Origin of the sequence: Streptomyces bacillaris (assembly GCF_003268675.1) — a bacterium.
Classification (GTDB): domain Bacteria; phylum Actinomycetota; class Actinomycetes; order Streptomycetales; family Streptomycetaceae; genus Streptomyces; species Streptomyces bacillaris.
The window spans coordinates 6,834,492-6,852,813 of the sequence record NZ_CP029378.1; the positions used below are offsets into that span (position 1 = coordinate 6,834,492).

The 18,322-nt window shown below is 72.4% G+C and carries 15 protein-coding genes and 1 riboswitch; of the genes, 10 read left to right on the top strand and 5 right to left on the bottom strand.

Features of this window, described 5'->3' with window-relative positions:
* Together DJ476_RS29845 and DJ476_RS29850 are read right to left on the bottom strand one after the other, a co-directional pair.
* Positions 1-1,521, bottom strand: coding sequence for a uracil-xanthine permease family protein (locus DJ476_RS29845; protein WP_112491947.1), 1,521 nt, complete (start codon positions 1,519-1,521; stop codon positions 1-3).
* 247 nt (positions 1,522-1,768) lie between these two features.
* A complete protein-coding gene (locus DJ476_RS29850; RefSeq protein WP_112491948.1) occupies positions 1,769-3,046 on the bottom strand; it encodes an MFS transporter in 1,278 nt (425 codons plus the stop codon).
* A gap of 160 nt (positions 3,047-3,206) precedes the next feature.
* Here DJ476_RS29850 and DJ476_RS29855 point away from each other — a divergent pair, with 160 nt between their 5' ends.
* Positions 3,207-4,388: an ROK family transcriptional regulator gene (locus DJ476_RS29855; protein ID WP_103421155.1), complete on the top strand. Its 1,182-nt coding sequence runs from the start codon at positions 3,207-3,209 to the stop codon at positions 4,386-4,388.
* A 203-nt stretch (positions 4,389-4,591) separates the two neighbouring features.
* Here DJ476_RS29855 and DJ476_RS29860 read toward each other — a convergent pair whose 3' ends face one another.
* Positions 4,592-6,961: a chitinase C-terminal domain-containing protein gene (locus DJ476_RS29860; protein WP_103421154.1), complete on the bottom strand. Its 2,370-nt coding sequence runs from the start codon at positions 6,959-6,961 to the stop codon at positions 4,592-4,594.
* A gap of 366 nt (positions 6,962-7,327) precedes the next feature.
* Positions 7,328-7,458, top strand: a riboswitch (FMN riboswitch).
* Between the two features lie 160 nt (positions 7,459-7,618).
* Here DJ476_RS29860 and ribD point away from each other — a divergent pair.
* From ribD to DJ476_RS29900, 8 genes are all read left to right on the top strand, one after another.
* Positions 7,619-8,719 (top strand): bifunctional diaminohydroxyphosphoribosylaminopyrimidine deaminase/5-amino-6-(5-phosphoribosylamino)uracil reductase RibD, encoded by a 1,101-nt coding sequence (ribD, locus tag DJ476_RS29865; RefSeq protein ID WP_112491949.1) that lies wholly within the window; start codon positions 7,619-7,621, stop codon positions 8,717-8,719.
* Positions 8,720-9,397: a riboflavin synthase gene (locus DJ476_RS29870; protein WP_103421152.1), complete on the top strand. Its 678-nt coding sequence runs from the start codon at positions 8,720-8,722 to the stop codon at positions 9,395-9,397.
* Positions 9,394-10,038 (top strand): nicotinamide mononucleotide transporter family protein, encoded by a 645-nt coding sequence (locus DJ476_RS29875; protein ID WP_019762469.1) that lies wholly within the window; start codon positions 9,394-9,396, stop codon positions 10,036-10,038. The genes DJ476_RS29870 and DJ476_RS29875 overlap by 4 nt, the downstream gene beginning before the upstream one ends.
* Positions 10,035-11,339 (top strand): bifunctional 3,4-dihydroxy-2-butanone-4-phosphate synthase/GTP cyclohydrolase II, encoded by a 1,305-nt coding sequence (locus DJ476_RS29880; RefSeq protein WP_103421151.1) that lies wholly within the window; start codon positions 10,035-10,037, stop codon positions 11,337-11,339. Before DJ476_RS29875 ends, DJ476_RS29880 begins: the two co-directional genes overlap by 4 nt.
* Before the next feature lie 33 nt (positions 11,340-11,372).
* Positions 11,373-11,858 (top strand): 6,7-dimethyl-8-ribityllumazine synthase, encoded by a 486-nt coding sequence (gene ribH / locus DJ476_RS29885; protein WP_019762471.1) that lies wholly within the window; start codon positions 11,373-11,375, stop codon positions 11,856-11,858.
* Positions 11,859-11,893: 35 nt separating this feature from the next.
* On the top strand, positions 11,894-12,166 hold the full coding sequence (locus tag DJ476_RS29890; protein WP_018490177.1) for a phosphoribosyl-ATP diphosphatase: 273 nt from the start codon (positions 11,894-11,896) through the stop codon (positions 12,164-12,166).
* An 86-nt stretch (positions 12,167-12,252) separates the two neighbouring features.
* On the top strand, positions 12,253-13,101 hold the full coding sequence (gene hisG, locus DJ476_RS29895) for an ATP phosphoribosyltransferase (protein WP_070204880.1): 849 nt from the start codon (positions 12,253-12,255) through the stop codon (positions 13,099-13,101).
* A gap of 66 nt (positions 13,102-13,167) precedes the next feature.
* Positions 13,168-13,626, top strand: a complete 459-nt coding sequence (locus DJ476_RS29900) for a PH domain-containing protein (RefSeq protein WP_019762473.1) — start codon at positions 13,168-13,170, stop codon at positions 13,624-13,626.
* Positions 13,627-13,727: 101 nt separating this feature from the next.
* Here the strand turns inward: DJ476_RS29900 and DJ476_RS29905 are convergent, their stop codons facing one another.
* Both DJ476_RS29905 and DJ476_RS29910 read right to left on the bottom strand, forming a co-directional pair.
* Positions 13,728-15,641, bottom strand: coding sequence for an AAA family ATPase (locus DJ476_RS29905; protein WP_112492659.1), 1,914 nt, complete (start codon positions 15,639-15,641; stop codon positions 13,728-13,730).
* A gap of 359 nt (positions 15,642-16,000) precedes the next feature.
* On the bottom strand, positions 16,001-16,630 hold the full coding sequence (locus DJ476_RS29910) for a uridine kinase family protein (RefSeq protein WP_112491950.1): 630 nt from the start codon (positions 16,628-16,630) through the stop codon (positions 16,001-16,003).
* 242 nt (positions 16,631-16,872) lie between these two features.
* Here DJ476_RS29910 and DJ476_RS29915 point away from each other — a divergent pair, with 242 nt between their 5' ends.
* Positions 16,873-18,246 carry a peptidase C39 family protein gene (locus DJ476_RS29915; protein ID WP_103421148.1) on the top strand — a complete coding sequence of 458 codons (1,374 nt, stop codon included), beginning with the start codon at positions 16,873-16,875 and terminating at the stop codon, positions 18,244-18,246.
* The last annotated feature ends 76 nt before the right edge of the window (positions 18,247-18,322 follow it).

Consider the following 18,322-nt stretch of genomic DNA (forward strand, 5'->3'; position numbering starts at 1 on the left):
TCAGGGCTGCTCGGAGCGTCCGGGCTTCCCGCCCTCCTCGGGCTTCGTGCCGTCCTCGGGCTTCGTGCCGGTCCCGGACCCCTCGACGGTCCCGGGCTTCGTGCCGGTCCCGGGCTTTCCGCCGTCGCCGGGCCCCTCGACGGTTCCGGACCCCTCGTCGTACGCCGACGTCCCCGCGTCCAGCAGCGGTTCCTGGGTCTTCAGGTGGGCCGGGGCGAAGGCGCGCAGCACGTGGTAGCCGGTGATCACGACGAGGGTGCCGAGCGCGATGCCGCCCAGCTCGAAGTTGTCGGTGATCTTCAGGCTGACCCCGCCGACGCCGATGATGATGCCCGCCGCGGCCGGGACCAGGTTGAGCGGATTGCGCAGGTCCACCCGGCCGTTGAGCCAGATCTGCGCACCGAGCAGGCCGATCATCCCGTACAGGATCACGGTGATGCCGCCGAGCACCCCACCGGGGATCGCCGCCACGACCGCGCCGAACTTGGGGCAGAGGCCGAAGAGGAGGGCGAAGCAGGCGGCGGCCCAGTAGGCGGCCGTGGAGTAGACGCGGGTGGCGGCCATCACGCCGATGTTCTCGGAGTACGTGGTGTTGGGCGGGCCGCCCACGGCGGTGGAGAGCATGGAGGCCGCACCGTCCGCCGCGATGGCGGTGCCGAGCTTGTCGTCCAGCGGGTCGCCGGTCATCTCGCCCACGGCCTTCACATGGCCCGCGTTCTCCGCGACGAGCGCGATCACCACGGGCAGCGCGACCAGGATCGCGGACCACTCGAAGGCCGGAGCGTGGAAGGACGGCAGCCCGATCCAGTCGGCCTGGCCGACGGCGGAGAGGTCCAGACGCCAGTGGTCGACGGCCTCCGCGCCGCCCGCCGGGGAGTGGATCTTGCCGAAGACCAGGTCCAGCACCCAGGAGAGCAGATAGCCGAAGACCAGCCCGAGGAAGATCGCGATCCGGGAGAGGAAACCGCGCAGACAGACCACGGCGAGCCCGGTGAAGAGCATCACCAGCAGCGCGGTCCACTGGTCCTGCGGCCAGTACGTCGACGCGGTCACCGGGGCCAGGTTGAACCCGATCAGCATCACGACGGCGCCTGTCACCACCGGCGGCATCGCCGCGTGGATGATGCGCGCGCCGAACCGCTGGACCGCCAGGCCCACCAGGAACAGCGCCGCGCCGACCACCAGCACCGCACCCGTGACGGTCGCGCTGTCACCGCCGCTCGCCCGGATGGTGGCGGCGACCCCGACGAAGGAGAGCGAGCAGCCGAGATAGCTGGGCACCCGGCCCTTGGTGGCCAGCAGGAAGATCGCGGTCGCGACCCCGGACATCATGATCGCGAGGTTCGGGTCGAGACCCATCAGCACCGGGGCGACGAACGACGCTCCGAACATCGCCACCACGTGCTGGGCGCCGAGTCCGAACGTACGGGGCCAGGAGAGCCGTTCGTCGGGGCGGACCACCGCCCCGGGCGCGGGGGTCTTCCCGTCGCCGTGCAAGGTCCAGCGCACGCCGAGGCTCATGGTTGCTCCCTGAAGGTCTGCTCGGTGTGCCGGCCGGTCCGCGACGCTGCGCGACCAGGTGTTCGGTGTTCACCTGCGGAAAAGATCAGCGCCATGGTAGTGGTGCGGCGGGGAGCCCCGCCGTCGGGGCGGCCCCGGCCCCGGACGGGCCGGAACCGGGGCCTCCAGGCGCCTCTGGCAGGGCTGAGCCTCCGACGGGCGGGCGGCGGCCTGCGGTGGCCGCGCCCCGGCGCCCACCCGAGCGGCCTCAGCCCCCGACCGGGCTCTTCGCCGCCGCACCGCCCGCCGCCGCACCGCCCGCCGCCGCACCGCCCGTCCCCGCGCCACCGGCCGGTGTTCCGGAGCCGGGCCCCTTCCGGTCGCCCGCCCGCAGCACCCCGGCCCCCGCCACCAGGCCGAACGCCAGCGCGGTCACCACGCCGAAGGAGACCACCAGCGAGGTCGTCTCGGCCAGTGCGCCGATCGCCGAGGGGGCGATCAGGCTGGAGGTGTACGTGATGGTGGCGACGCCCGCGATGGCCTGGCTCGGGTTGGGTCCGCTGCGCCCGGCCGCCGCGAAGGCCAGCGGCACCACGACCGCCACGCCGAGCCCCAGCAGCCCGAAGCCGCCCATCGCCGCCGCCGGGGAGGGCGAGAACACCACGAGCAGCCCGCCCAGTGTGGCCAGCGTCCCGCCCACCCGTACGGTCCGCACCGCGCCGAACCGGTCCACGATCCGGTCCCCGGCCAGCCGCGCCACCGCCATCGTCAGGGCGAAGGCGGTGGTCGAGGCGGCCGCGACCCCGTCCGAGCTGCCCAGGACGTCCCGCAGATAGACCGCCGACCAGTCCAGGCTGGCGCCTTCCGCGAAGACCGCGCAGAACCCGACGGCCCCGATGACCAGCGCGGACTTCGGCGGCAGGGTGAAGCGCGGCGGCTCCTCGTCCGGCTCGCTGCGCAGGTCCAGCACGTTCCGGCAGGCGGCCAGCCCCAGCGCCGTCAGCACCAGCGCGGCCAGCGTGTGGTGGAGCCGGGCGTCGGCGCCGATGTGCGCGGCCACCGTGCCCGCGGCCGAGCCGATCAGCGCGCCCACGCTCCACATGCCGTGCAGCCCCGACATGATCGACTTGTCGAGGCGGTTCTCCACCTCCACGCCCAGGGCGTTCATCGCCACGTCGGACATCCCGGCGGTCGCCCCGTAAACGAAGAGGGCGGCGCAGAGCGTCAGCAGGTTCGGCGCCAGGGCGGGCAGGATCAGCGCCAGCGTCCACAGGGCCAGCAGCCCGCGCAGGGCGGTCCGGGCGCCGAACCGGTGGCTGATCCGGCCCGCCAGCGGCATCGCGATCGAGGCGCCGATCGCGGGGAAGGCCAGCGCCAGGCCGAGCTGGCCCGCGCTCACCCCGGCGTGGTCCTGGATCCATGGCACCCGGGTCGCGAAGCTGCCGGTCACCGCCCCGTGCACCGCGAAGACGGCGGCGACGGCGACCCGGGCCCGCCGCACCTGCTCCCTGCTGTGGACCGCGGCGGCGGTCGGTTCCTTCGTCATACGGGCTGTGCCCTCCCCTGAGAGTGCCGCGTGCGTCGCGAGGCGGCCGGACTGCGTCGCGTAAACTATCAGGAACCCTGCCTGATAGATAGTTCTTTCGGGCGGCCCCTCTCCGCCGACCCGGGAAAGAGGCTCCGTGGTGGTCTGGAAGGATCCCGGTATGCCCGCATCACCGAGCACGGCTCGGGCCATCAACGACCGCCTCGCCCTGCAACTGCTCCAGCAGGACGGCCCGTTGACGGCCGCACAGCTCAAGAACCTGACCGGACTCTCCCGCCCGACCGTGGCCGACCTGGTCGAACGGCTCCAGGGCGCCGGTCTGATCCATGTCGTCGGCGAGTCCGGCGCCGTCCGCCGGGGACCCAACGCCAAGCTGTACGGGATCGTCGCCGACCGGGCCCACCTCGCCGCCCTCGACGTGCGCACCGGCAGCGTCTCCGTGGTCGTCGCGGACCTGCTGGGGACCACCCTCGCGGAGGCCACCCTGCCCATCACCGATGAGGCCGGGACCGGGCCCGCCGTCGAACAGGCCGTCGCCCTCCTGGAGCGCACCGCCCGCGAGGCGGGGTCCGTCCCCCTGCACAGCGTCGGCATCGGGGCCCCGGGCCTGATCGACCCGGCCACCGGCGAACTGCGCGACACCTCCAAGCTGCCCGCCTGGCACCGGGCCCTGGTCCGGGTCCTCCAGCAGCGGCTGCCGGCGACCGTCCTCGTCGAGAACGAGACCAACCTCGCCGCCGTCGCGGAGCACCGGGCCGGGGCCGCCCTGGACCGGGAGACCTTCGTCCTCATCTGGCTGGGCCAGGGCATCGGGGCCGCCGTGATGCTGGACGGCAGGCTGCGGCAGGGCGCCTCCGGGGGCGCGGGCGAGATCGGCTTCCTGCCGGTGCCCGGGGTGACCGGACTGCCCTCGGCCGTCGACTGCGCGGGCGGCTTCTACTCCCTGGCCGGTTCGGCGGCCCTCTGCGAGCTCGCCGCCCGCCACGGCATCGCGCTGCCCGACGGCGCGGCCCCCGACGCCACCGCCGTGGCGGCCGTACGCACCGCGCTGGCGGCGGGGGAGCGGGGGGAACCGTTCCTGGACGAGGTGGCCGACCGGCTCGCCCTCGGGGCCGCGGCCGTCGTCTCGGTCCTGGACCCCGGCTGCGTCCTCCTGGCGGGCGCGGTCGGGGAGGCGGGCGGCGCCCCGCTCGCAGCCCGGGTCGAGGAGCGCCTCGCCGTGATGTCCCCGCTGCGCACCGAGGTCCGGGCGGGCTCGCTGGGGGACGGGGCGGTGCTGCGCGGGGCGCTGCTCACCGCCCGCGACGCGGCCCAGGAGGCGCTGTTCGCCCCCGGGGGCTGAGAACGGGACGCGGGGCACGGGCGTCCGGCCCGTACGGCGCGGACGAGGGCCGGGGCGGTGACGCGAGCCGGGCGGCACGGCCCCGGCAGGCCGTACGGCCCCGGGAGCGGCCGGCAACGGGTGAAGCCCCGGCAGTGGCTGCCGGGGCTTCACGCGTGGTGCGGGGAGGTCACGGGGGCGACGCGCTCACCCCCGTACGGGAGTCAGCAGGCGCCCTGGTCCTTCCAGACGCCCCACTGGCCGGTGGTGCCGGGCTTCTCGCCCTTCGTCCACCACGAGGCCTTCCACTCGTGGCCGTCCTGGCTGACGACCGCGCCGCCCTGGTACTCGGTGCCCGCGTTCCACGCCGGGGCCGAGCAGGTGCCGCCCGGCTGCGTCGGGGTCGGAGTCGGGGTCGGGGTGGGCGTGGGACCGGTCGGGTCCGGGGTCGGCGTCGGGTTGGTGCCGGTGCCGGGCTCGACCAGGGTGGTGCCGCGGGCCAGGTCACCGGCGAGGGCGTAGGACTTCCCGCCGAAGGTCACGGTCCAGTTGGACGGCGTGGAGGTGGGCAGGTAGTAGACGAAGTCCAGCTCCACCGAGGCGCCGGGGGCCAGGGTCTGCCAGGCCGGGAGCTTCAGGGAGACCCGGTTGTAGGGGCCCTTGAGCCCGCCGATGTTGTTGGCGGCGGTGTGGTCGCTGCGGATGATCGACGTACCGAAGCCGGACTGGTCCTTGGCGTTGGCCGGGGCGGAGGTGGCGTAGTCGAACTGGAACTCCGTGCCGCCGGGCAGCGTGGCCTGGGTGTTGTTGGTGATCTTCAGCTTGGGGCTGATCGGGTAGTTGGAGTCACCGAGGGCGAACTGGCCGAAGGAGACGTCGATGTTCACGGCCTGGGTGGGCAGGTCGACCGTGGAGCGCTTCGCGCCGTACGGGGCCGCCGTCTTGAAGGCGTCGTACATCGCGGTGGTCAGCGTGTTGCCGGTCTCGTACTGGCCCTTGGCCGCGTTCCACTGGTAGTCGCCCGCCAGCTCCCAGATCATCGTGCCGCCGATGCCCTGGTCGACCACGTAGTCGGCCTTGCGCTTCACCGACTGCTCGTCCTCGGTGGAGAGGAAGACCTTCTTCTGGGCGTTCCACAGCCACGGGGCGACCAGCGTCGAGTCGTAGTTGCGGACGTAGGTGCCGGTCAGCTGGGTGTTCGCGGGGAAGCCGTAGTCGGTGAGGTAGTCACCGACGATGCCCTTCTCCAGGTTCTTCGCGTGCCACATCGGGTTCGAGCCGGCCGGGGCCTCCTGGCCGTTGTCGTCCTTGTCGTGCCAGAGGTTGTCGATGCCGACCGCGCCGTCACCGCACTTGGTCAGACCGGAACCGGCCGGGCAGCTGGTCGCGGCGGCCTTGCCCCACAGACCGTTGGTGCCGCCCTGGACGTTCTTGAAGCCGCGGGTGTAGTACGGCAGGCCGATGTTGATCCGGCCGGCCGGCATGGAGCCGCGGAAGTAGTGGAAGGCCCAGTCGGTGTTGAGGTAGCCGACACCGCCGTACTGCGAGGTGGTGTAGACGCCCGCCTGCGCCAGCTCGTTGTCCTTGCCGTCGTCGAAGAGCGAGGCGTTCGGACCGACGTACTCGTTCCAGGCGCCGTGCAGGTCGTAGGACATGATGTTGACGTAGTCCAGGTACTTCTGCATCTGGTACGTCTCCATGCCCCGCAGCAGGTAGCCGGAGGACGGGGCGGCGACGGTCAGCAGGTAGTGCTTGCCGTCGGCGGCGCCCGCGCGGTCGAGCTTCTCGCGCAGGGTCTTCATGAGGACGTCGTAGCCCTTGACCAGGCCCGCGCGGCGGCCGTTGGCCAGCGCGTGGTCCATCGGGTTGCCCGCGTCCTTCATGGACGTGGCGTACTCGTAGTCGATGTCGACGCCGTTGAAGCCGTACTTGCGGACGAAGTCCACGGCCGAGTCGGAGAAGGTGTTGATGCCCGCCGTGTTGACCGAGCCGTCGGCGTTGGTGGCCATCGAGTAGAAGCCGCCGGAGTTGACGCGCGTGCCGTCCGGGCCGAAGTAGCCGCCGGTCTCGGCCCAGCCGCCCACGGAGACCAGGGTCTTCACGTCCGGGTACTGCTTCTTGTACTTCGTCAGCAGGTTGAAGTGCCCCTTGTAGGGCAGCGACGGGTCCATCTCGGCGCCTGCGACACCCGGCCAGGTCATGCCGGTGGAGGCGTTGTCGGGGCTGTCGGGCCCGACCGAGAGCTTGTTGGCGCTGTCGACGTGCGCGAAGGCGTAGTTGAGGTGGGTGACCTTGGTCCAGGGGATGTTCGGGACCAGGTAGGGGTCCCGGCCGTCCTTGCCGGTACGCCAGTTGGTGAAGTACCCGATGACGCGGCGCTGGTGGTCGTCGCCCATCTTCTCGCGGCCGTCGGTGTCGTAGACGGTGCAGTACGGGGTGTCGACGCCGGGGGTCTTGTACAGCCCGTCCGGGCGACAGGACTCGTGGTCGGTGGCGGCCGCCGACGGAGTGGCGGCGAGGGAGGTCATCAGCAGGCCGGCGATGGCTGCGCCGGCGGCGAGGAGCGTGGCTCTCGCTCTGGTGGGGGACAGCATGTGGTCGTTCCTCCTGGGGAGGTCGGCAGAACACAACTGGCTAAAAGGGGGTGGGTCTGTCGGGGTCCCGGTGTGCGCACACCGTGGGACCGAACCTCCGAGGTGACGCAGAGATTAAGAGGACTAGACCAGTGCGTCAATAGGTCTGGACCTTTATCGCGCGACTTTCTGAATGACTACGTTGTCGACCACTTGTCGGGTTTCGCTCCGACGGGTTTGCGCCAGTTGTTCCCGCGCCCCCGGCCCCCTGCTCCCGCGCCCCGGCCTCGCGCTCCGTGACCAGGTCCCTCGCCCCTGTGACCCAGCCCACAGGACTCACCCGCATGGCCGAGGGGTGTCCGTGGCAGACTGGTTCCGTACCAGTAGCAGCGCACTCCGGGGTCGGTGCAATTCCGAACCGGCGGTTATAGTCCGCGACCCGTCCGCAGCCAGCGGCCGGTTGACCAGGTGAGATTCCTGGACCGACGGTTAAAGTCCGGATGGGAGGCAGTGCGCGGCGGTTCGTCATCGGGTACGCCGCCGTCGGCGGGCGCATGGCCGGGTTTCGCCGGACCCCTGCGTCCTCTCTTCGGTTTCCGGCGTTTCCCCTGGTGAGCCGCTTCATCTGTCGTCATCGACAGGCCCCGGAGTCCGTGCCCGAAGAGGCAGGAGGACCCGGTGGCCACCGCAGCCGACATCACCGCCATGGGCCGAGCGATCGCGCTCGCCGCCCGCGGTCTCGGCTCCACCAGCCCGAATCCGGTCGTCGGATGTGTGATCACCGACGCCTCCGGAGCCGTGGTCGGCGAAGGCTTCCACCAGCGCGCCGGCGGGCCGCACGCCGAGGTCCACGCCCTGCGCGCGGCCGGTGAGCGGGCCCGGGGCGGCACCGCCTACGTCACCCTCGAACCCTGCAACCACACCGGCCGCACCGGCCCCTGCGCCCAGGCCCTCCTGGAGGCCGGGATCAGCCGGGTCGTCCACGCCGTCGGTGACCCGAACCCGCAGGCCACCGGGGGTGCCGACACCCTGCGCGCGGCCGGGGTCCAGGTCGAGCAGGGGCTCCTCGCGGAAGAGGCCGAGGCGGGGAACGCCGCCTGGCTCACCTCGGTGCGCCTCGGCCGCCCGTACGTCCTGTGGAAGTACGCCGCGACCCTCGACGGCCGCATCGCCGCCGCCGACGCCACCAGCCGCTGGATCACCTCGCCCGAGGCCCGCGCCGACGTCCACCGGCTCCGTGCCGAGGTCGACGCGGTGATCGTGGGCTCCGGCACCGCCCGCGCCGACGACCCCCAGCTCGGCGTGCGCGGGATCGACGGCGCCACCCAGCCCCTGCGCGTCGTCGTCGACACCGGCGCCACCGCCGTCCGGCCCGGCGCCCGGGTCCTCGACGACACGGCCCCCACCCTGGTCGCCGTCGCGGAGGACGCCCCGGCCGGCCACCTCCCCGAGGACACCGTCCTGCGGCTGCCCCGCGCCGCCATCGGCCCCGGCCTGGACGTCGACGCCCTCCTCGCAGCCCTGCACGCCCGGGGCGTCCGCTCCGTACTCCTCGAAGGCGGCCCGACCCTGGCCGGGGCCTTCGTCGCCGCCGGAAAGGTCGACAAGGTCGTCGGCTATCTCGCCCCGGTCCTGCTCGGGGCCGGCCCCGCCGCCCTCGGGGACGCCGGAATCACCACGATCGCGCAGGCGTTGCGCCTCGAGGTGACCGAGACCGTCCCGATCGGCCCCGATCTGCGCATCACCGCCGCCCCCGCCCCTGCTCGGAAGGGAAACTGAGTGTTCACCGGAATTGTCGAAGAACTGGGTGAGGTCACCGCCGTCGAGCAGCTCGACGACGCCTCCCGCTTCCGGCTGCGCGGCCCCCTCGTCACCGAGGGCGCCCAGCACGGCGACTCCATCGCGGTGAACGGCGTCTGCCTCACCGTCGTGGAGACCGGCGACGGCGAGTTCACCGCCGATGTGATGGCCGAGACCCTCAAGCGCTCCAGCCTCGGCGCCCTCACCACCGGCTCCCGGGTCAACCTGGAGCGCCCGATGGCGCTCGGCGGCCGACTCGGCGGACACATCGTCCAGGGCCATGTGGACGGCACCGGCACCATCGTCGAGCGCACCCCCTCCGAGCACTGGGAGATCGTCAAGGTCTCCCTGCCGCCCGAGCTGACCCGGTACGTCGTCGAGAAGGGCTCCATCACGGTCGACGGCGTCAGCCTCACCGTCGTCGAGGCGGCGGCCGACTTCTTCACCATCAGCCTCATCCCCACCACCCTCGCCCTGACCACGCTCGGCCACAAGCAGCCCGGCGATCCGGTCAACCTGGAGGTGGACGTCATCGCCAAGTACGTCGAGCGGCTGCTGGGCGACCGGTCCGGATCCGCACCGGGCCCGCTGCCGGGCGGCCTGCCGGGGCAGGACCCGCTGGCCGACAGCCGGACCACTGGGCAGGACCCGCGATGAACGCCGTCTCCTGGCTCAACTCCGAGGCCTTCACCGTCTTCGGCCAGCACATCAAGTGGTCGGACATGATCGGCAACGTCATCGGCCTCACCGCCCTCGCCCTCGGCTGGCGGCGCTCCATCTGGACCTGGCCCGCCCAGCTGCTCTCCGGCGCCATCCTCCTGGTCGCCTTCGCCTCCGCCCACCTCTCCGGCAGCGCGGGCAAGCAGCTCGTCGTCATCGTCGTCGCCCTCTGGGGCTGGTGGTCCTGGAACCGGGGCAAGCAGCAGGCCCAGGACGGCTCCATCGCCGTCCGCTTCGCCACCTGGCGCGAGCGCGGGGTGCTGATCGGCGCCGCAGCCCTCGGCACCCTCGCCGTCGGCGGCCTGTTCACCGCCTTCCCCTCGCTCTCCTGGGACCCGTGGCCGGACGCGTACATCTTCGTCGGCACCGTCGTCGCGATGTACGCCCAGGCCAAGGGCATGGTCGAGTTCTGGTTCGCCTGGCTCCTGGTCGACCTGGTCGGCGTCCCGCTGAACTTCGCCAACGGCTTCGCCTTCTCCGGCTTCGTCTACATCATCTACGGCGCCCTCGTCCTGTGGGGCATGCGCGACTGGTGGCTGCGTACGCGGACACCCGCTCTGGAAGGAGCCACGGCATGACTGCCCAGCCCACCTGGCTGCACCCCGGCCACGACCCGCTCTCCGAGGACCTCGCCCTGGACCCGGTCGAGCAGGCCATCCGTGACATCGCCGCGGGCCGCCCCGTCGTCGTCGTGGACGACGAGGACCGCGAGAACGAGGGCGACCTCGTCATCGCCGCCGAGATGGCCACCCCCGAGATCGTCGCCTTCATGATGAGCGAGTGCCGCGGGCTGATCTGCGCCCCCATGGAGAGCGACGAGCTGGAGCGGCTCGAACTCCCGCAGATGGTCGCGGACAACACCGAGTCGATGCAGACCGCCTTCACCGTCTCCGTCGACGCCTCCGCCGCGCACGGCGTCACCACCGGCATCTCCGCCGCCGACCGCGCCACCACCCTCCGGATGCTCGCCGGTGGCGTCGCGGGCCCCGCCGACTTCGTCCGCCCCGGCCACATCTTCCCGCTGCGCGCCCGCTCCGGCGGCGTCCTCGTCCGCAACGGCCACACCGAGGCCGCCGTCGACCTCGCCCGGCTCGCCGGACTCCGCCCCGCCGGGGCCATCGTGGAGATCGCGGGGGAGGACGGCACCATGCTGCGCCTGCCCGAGCTGGTCCCCTTCGCCCGCAAGCACGGGCTGACGATCATCTCCATCGAGGACCTGATCGCCTACCGCCGCAGCGCCGAGCCCACCGTGCGCCGCGAGGCCGCCACCCGCCTGCCCACCGCGTTCGGCGACTTCACCGCGTACGGCTACCGCTCCACCGTCGACGGCGTCGAGCACGTCGCCCTCGTCCACGGCGATGTCACCGAGGGCGGCGGCGAGGACGTCCTCGTCCGCATCCACTCCGAGTGCCTGACCGGCGACATCTTCCAGTCCCAGCGCTGCGACTGCGGCCCTCAGCTGCACGCTTCCATGCGGCGCATCACCGAGGAGGGCCGGGGCGTCGTCGTCTACCTCCGGGGCCACGAGGGGCGCGGCATCGGCCTGCTCTCCAAGCTCCGCGCGTACGAACTCCAGGAGCGCGGCGTGGACACCCTCGACGCCAACCTGGAGCTGGGCCTGCCCGCCGACGCCCGCGACTACGCGGCCGGCGCGCAGATCCTCCAGGACCTCGGCGTACGCAGCCTCCGGCTGATGACCAACAACCCCGAGAAGACCGACGCCGTCCTGCGCCACGGACTCGCCGTCACCGGCCGGGAACCCATGCCCGTCCAGGCTGGCGAGCACAATCTGCGCTATCTGCGCACCAAGCGCGACCGCATGGGCCACGACCTGCCGTGGCTCGACGGAACCCCGGCGTCGACCTGCGCCAACCAGTAGCGAACACCTCTCTCGACCAGCAACAGGAGAACCATGAGCGGCAAGGGTGCACCCGAACTGTCCGTACGCAACTGCGCCGACCTGCGGGTTGCCGTCATCGCGGCCCAGTGGCACGAGAAAGTGATGGACGGTCTCGTCGACGGCGCCCTGCGTGCCCTGCACGAGCTGGGCATCGACGAGCCGACGCTGCTCCGCGTCCCCGGCTCCTTCGAGCTGCCGGTGGTCGCCAAGGTGCTCGCGGGCCGCGGCTACGACGCGATCGTCGCGCTCGGCGTGATCATCCGGGGCGGCACCCCCCACTTCGAGTACGTCTCCCAGGGCGTCACCGTCGGCCTCACCCAGGTCACCGTCGACACCGGTGTCCCCGTCGGCTTCGGCGTACTGACGTGCGACACCGAGGAGCAGGCCCTCGATCGGGCGGGCCTCGAAGGGTCCAACGAGGACAAGGGGCACGAAGCGGTCACCGCCGCCGTGGCCACCGCCGCCACGCTGCGGACCGTCAGCGAACCCTGGCGCTGAGTGCCCTCCGGCGACCCCGTATTCTGAGGACCATCATGGCGAACAAAACCTTCGAAGAGCTCTTCGCCGAGCTCCAGCTCAAGGCCGCCGAAGGCGACCCCTCGACCTCGCGCACCGCCGAACTGGTGGACAAGGGCGTCCATGCCATCGGCAAGAAGGTCGTCGAGGAGGCCGCCGAGGTCTGGATGGCCGCCGAGTACGAGGGCAAGGAAGCCGCCGCCGAGGAGATCTCCCAGCTGCTGTACCACGTCCAGGTGATGATGGTCGCCCGCGGGATCTCGCTCGACGACGTCTACGCCCATCTCTGAGCACACGCCTCTCTGAGCACACCCCGAGCACCGCACGTCACAGCTCTTCTCCCTCTTCCCCCCTCCGCACAAAGGAACCTGACCTCATGCTGCGCATCGCCGTCCCCAACAAGGGTGCACTCTCCGGCTCTGCGATGGCCATGCTCCATGAGGCCGGGTACCAGCAGCGCAAGGAATCCAAGGAGCTGGTCCTGGTCGACCCGGAGAACGAAGTGGAGTTCTTCTACCTCCGCCCCCGGGACATCGCCATCTACGTCAGCTCCGGCCGGCTCGACATCGGCATCACCGGCCGTGACCTGCTCCTGGACTCCGGCGCCGATGCCGAGGAGATCCTCCAGCTCGGCTTCGCCCGCTCCACCTTCCGCTACGCCACCAAGCCCGGCACCGCCGCGGGCCCGCAGGACTTCGACGGCATGACGATCGCCACCTCCTACGAGGGCATCGTCGCCGCCCACCTCAAGGAGTCCGGCGTCAAGGCGTCCATCGTCCACCTCGACGGCGCGGTCGAGACCGCCATCGAGCTGGGCGTCGCGCAGATCATCGCGGACGTCGTCGAGACCGGCACCAGCATGCGCAACGCCGGACTCGAGGTGATCGGCGACCCGATCATGACCTCCGAGGCCGTCGTCATCCGCCGCAACGGCGCCCCCGCCGACGACCCCAAGGTCCAGCAGTTCCTCCGCCGCCTCCAGGGCGTCCTGGTCGCCCGGTCCTACGTGATGATGGACTACGACTGCCGCGTCGAGCACCTGGAGCGCGCCGTCGCCCTCACCCCGGGCCTGGAGTCCCCGACGATCTCCCCGCTGCACCACGAGGGCTGGGTCGCCGTCCGCTCCATGGTCGCCGCCAAGGAGGCCCAGCGGATCATGGACGACCTGTACGAGCTGGGCGCCCGCGCCATCCTCACCACGGCCATCCACGCCTGCCGCCTCTGACGGCCCCGGGCGCCCCGGCCCGGGGCGCCCTCCGGCCACCGCACACCCCCGCGAGAGAAGACCCCGATGTCCGCGCCCCGGCCCGAAGCCCCCGCCCTCCCGGTCACCTTCCGGCCCACCCTCACCCGGGTGGTCCTGCTGAGCGTGGGGCTGGCGATGTTCCTCGTCATCACCGTCGTCGCGCTGATGCTGGAGCGGCTCAACGTGGCGGAGCGGATCAGCTTCGTCTTCGTCGCCGCGCTCTTCTTCGGCGTCCTGGCCCTGCTCAGCAGGCCCAAGGTGGAGGCCGACGAGGCCGGGGTCACCGTCGTCAACCTCACCCGGACCCGCAGGCTGGCCTGGGAGGAGATCCTCCGCGTCAACCTGCGCTCCGGCGACCCCTGGGTCTTCCTCGACCTCAGCGACGGCACCAGCCTGCCCGCCCTCGGCATCCAGCCCGGCATGGCCAAGCAGCAGGCCATCCGCGACGCCCGCGCCCTGCGCGCCCTCACCGAGGCCCGGTCCGCGGGCGACGACACCGCCTGACCGACGGACCACCCACGCCCGGCGGAAGGTTCCGGACCGCCCGGCTCCCGTCGGTACCGACAGGGCTCCGGGCCCGGCCCGGCTCCCGCTCCGCCCGGGGCTCAGACCCCGCCCGGCTCCTGCTGCCCCCGGCCCACCGGGCCGCGCCCGGACAGCACCTCGCCGTAGGCCTGCATCAGGTCCGGCAGCCGCAGCGTGGACAGGTCCTCCCGGCTCAGCGTCCCGCTGTACCCGGAGAGCCGCAGATCGCGGTAGGCGCAGCTCTTCTCGTACAGCGTGCGCAGGAAGCGTCCGTTGCCCAGCTCGTCGATCCACCCCTGGTCCACCACATGGCCGCTGATGGAGCGCAGCTCGTCGACCGCCTCCTCGTCCCACACATCGTCGTTCTCGGCGGCCAGCACGCTCCCGATCGCGGTGAGTTCGAGCGGGCGGTAGCTCGGGAAGTCGACCCGGGTGGTGAAGCGGGAGGAGAGTCCCGGATTGGTGGCGAGGAGCCGGTCCATGCCCTCCGGATACCCCGCGAGGATGACGACGAGGTGGTCCCGGTTGTCCTCGGCCCGCTTCAGCAGGACCTGAAGCGCCTCGTCGCCGTACGCGTCGCCCTTGCTGTAACCGGAGTTGGCCAGGCTGTACGCCTCGTCGACGAAGAGCACCCCGCCGAGCGCCGAGTCGATCAGCTCATTGGCCTTCACTGCCGTCTGCCCCAGGAACTCGCCCACCAGATCGGAGCGTTGGGCCTCGATCAGATGGTCGCCGCCGAGCAGCCCCAGCGCGTAGAAGACCCGCCCCAGGATCCGCGCCACCGTCGTCTTGCCGGTGCCGGACGGGCCGGAGAAGACGAAGTGCCGCTTCGGCGGCTGGACCGGGAGCCCCTGCTCGGCCCGGAGCCGGGCCATGTTCAGCTGCGCGGAGAGCGCCTTCACCTGCCGTTTCACGGGTTCCAGGCCGACCATCCGCTCCAGCTGGGCCAGCGCCTCGGCCAGCAGGACGGGATCGCTCGGCCCGGCCGGGAAGGGCGGCGGCTTACGGGTCCGGGTGCGGCGTAACCCCTCGACCGGGGCGGTCGGCGCGGGCTCCGGCCCCTCGTCGAGCAGCCCGGTCTCCCCGACCTGCCACGGTTCGCGGCCGTCCACCAGCTCCGTGAGCGGCGAGGTGTCGCCGTCCGGCAGCACCTCCGCCCCCGTACCTCCGGCGCCGCCCGAGCCGATGCCGGTCAGCAGGACGGCGGCCAGATCGGCGGAGTCGTCGTACCCGTCGCCCTCCGAGATCGCCGCCAGCCGGGCCGAGGTGTCCATGAACGCCGGATCGACCCGGTGCACCGCCCGGTAGAGCGGCAGGGCCGCCGCACTGCGCCCGGTGCCCTCGTGGGCCCGCGCCAGCCAGTAGCGCAGCTCCTTGCGCTGCGGCTGCTCGCTGCGACAGCGCATCAGGGCGGCCGCGAGCAGCGGTTCGGCCTGCCCGTACATCTCCAGCCGCACCCGGGCCATCCCGCCGAAGAGCCCGGCCTCGATGCCCAGCATCGGATCGTCGACCAACTGCTCGGTGTACCGCACGAGCTGTTCCCAGTCCTTGACCAGATACGAGCGGCAGGCGTGCAGGAACCGCACCTGCGGGTCCGTGTCCACCGGCGGCAGCCCCGCCAACGCCCGGTCCAGCTCCGGCACATGGCGTCCGTCCAGCCAGTGCGAGGCGTGCGCGAGCAGCAGATCGCGCGGGCTCTCCAGCAGCGGCTGCACCCACCAGCCCAGCCAGTACCAGGAGTTGAGCGGACGGCGGTGCCGGGCCCGCTGCTCGCCGAAGCGGTCGCGGTGCCGGTACATGCGCAGCAGCGCGGTGGCGGTGTCGATGCGCAGCGCGTGGAGGCCGAGCCAGCCGTCCGCCATGCCGGGATCGATCCGTACCGCAGCTCTGAACTCCTCCTCGGCCTGCGGGTAGGCGCCCATCGTGTAGGCGTCCATGCCGCGCAGCCAGGCGAGGTCGGCGGGGGCCTGTGCGCCCTGTGTGCCGATGTCCATCAGGTCCCCCACGCCAACTGTTCCCCCAGGATGTCCCGCCCGCACAGCATGCCCACCGGAGCGCGCCGAATCACTGCGTTGGGGAAGGGAATTGACCACACCGAGGTGCATCGTACCTGCGCAGGTGGGAGCGGGCCGGTCAACGGCGGATCATGCGGGCGGTGACCGAGGGTGAGCGGATCGCTCTGCGTGGTCGCCGGGCGGCGGTGGGCGCACAGGACGAAGCCCCCGGTCACGGGGGAACAACCGGGGGCTTCGCGTCTGTGGGGGCTCCGAAAAGCCGCACAATGAGAACGTAAGACCAGTAAGGCCCCCCGGTCAAGCGGAGTTGAGGCACTTCCGGGCCGATTTCCGACTGCTCAGTACGGAGGCGGTGTCTGCCTACCCTCGGTGACGAAACGGTTCACCCCCGCGGTCGCACCGGGTCCCTCCAGCCACACGTATCCCTCGGGCACCTGACGTACCAGCACATCGGCGTACGGCCGCGACGGGTCCGCGGCGAAGTGCCGCTCCTCGGCGGCCGTCCAGCCGTCCCAGAACTCCGTGAGCCCGGCACCGTCCCGCGCCCGGCCGCGCCCCCAGGACTCCCCCGGTCCCAGTTCCATCCAGCAGAGCGCCGCCAGCCACGGCCGCACCCCCCGGCGCCCCGCCCCGACACCCTCGACCAGGACCACCGGGGCCGCCTCCAGCGTCCGCGCCGGGCCGAAGCGCCGCCCGGTCCAGTCGTACGGGGCGTACCGCGCGTCCTCGCCGCGGGCGAGAGGCCGCAGCACCTGGTCCCGCAGCCGCCCCGTCCAGCCGAACAGCTCCTCGTGGGTGGCGAGATCGTCCAGATGGAGCACCGGCGCACCGCCGAGCGCCGCCGCCAGCCGCCCGGCGAACGTGCTCTTCCCCGACCCCGCGTGCCCGTCCACCGCGACGAGCCGGACCGGCCCGCAGGAGGCGGGCAGCGAGCGCAGGGTGTCGGCGTGGCGGGCCAGGTCGTCCATGACCCCAGCGTACGGGCCCCGCTCCGGCGCCCTCGTCCGCGCGGAACCCGGTCCGCCGCAGGTCACGCCAGTGGTTCAGGCCAATATTGGTGGCACGGAGGACGGCTCGGGCAGTTTGGCGACGGCCCCGCCCCGGGAACCGGCATAGTTGGCGCGCCACCTGGCGCGGCGCCGGCTCCACCCCGCCCAGCCTGCGGGTCCACCCACGGCCCGCTCCCACCCACGACCCGGGGGTCTCGTCCATGACCAGTCCGACCACACGCAGAACCGTCCTGACCGCTGCACTCGCGGCAGCGGCCGGAGCGGGCACCGCGGCCGCCGCCGTCCCCGCCACCGCCGCACCGGCACCCTCCGCCCCCCGGCCCTCCGCATCCCAGGCAGCCGCCCCCCTCGTGGACAACCGCTTCTGGCACACGTACACCGACTGGCGCCACGGCTCCGGCAACGGCACCCGGGTCCTCGCGGGCACCCGCCCCGGCCTGGCCATCGCCACCCCCGCCGGCCGCACCGACTACACCGACCCGCACACCGGCGAGACGGCCGCCTGGGAGTACGCCACCTGGACCTCGCCCGCCCACCGCTCCGCCGTCCCCGCCACCGAACTGATCGCCTCCTGGAACGCCCGGACGCCCGCGGGCACCTGGATCGCGGTCGAACTGAGCGCCACCTACGCGGACGGCACCACGACCCCCTGGTTCGTGATGGGCCGCTGGGCCTCGGGCGACGGCGACATCCGGCGCACCTCGGTGGACGACCAGGGGGACGCGCACAGCTCGGTGTGGACCGACGCGCTCTCGGTGGACGACGCGTCGACCGGCGTACGGTTCACCTCGTACCGCATCCGCGTCACCCTCCACCGCGCCCCCGGCAGCCGCTTCACCCCGACCGTCTGGCGCGTCGGCGCGATGGCCTCCGCCGTCCCCGACCGCTTCGAGGTCCCGGCGTCCACCCCGGTCCACTCCCGCGAACTGCGGGTCCCGCGCTACTCGCAGAACGTCCACATCGGCCAGTACCCCGAGTACGACAACGGCGGCCAGGCCTGGTGCAGCCCCACCTCCTCGCAGATGATCATCGAGTACTGGGGCCGCAAGCCCACCGCCGAGGACCTCGCCTGGGTCCGGCCGGGCCTGCCCGACCCCCAGGTCTGCCACGCCGCCCGCTCCACCTACGACTATCAGTACGGCGGCTGCGGCAACTGGCCCTTCAACGCCGCCTACGCCGCCACCTACCGGGACCTGAACGCGGTCGTCACCCGGCTCGGCACGCTCACCGACCTGGAACGGCTGGTGCGCGCCGGAATCCCCGTCATCACCTCGCAGTCCTTCCTGGAGGAGGAGCTGACCGGCGCCGGCTACGGCACGGCGGGCCACCTGATGACGGTGATCGGCTTCACCCCCACCGGCGACGTGATCGCCAACGACCCCGCGTCCCCGGACAACCCGGCGGTCCGCCGCGTCTATCGCCGCCGGGAATTCGAGAACATCTGGCTCCGCACCAAGCGTTACGACGCGACCGGCCGGGTCAGGAGCGGTTCGGGCGGGGTCTGTTACGTCTTCTGGCCCCAGGACCCGACACCTGCCCAGCGGCTCGTGCTCCGCTCGCTGGGACTCCTGTGACCCACCGGGCCCGGCGGGGGAGCCACGCCAGGCCGGGCCCGGCCCGGACAACGGGGACAACCGGGGGCAACACGTC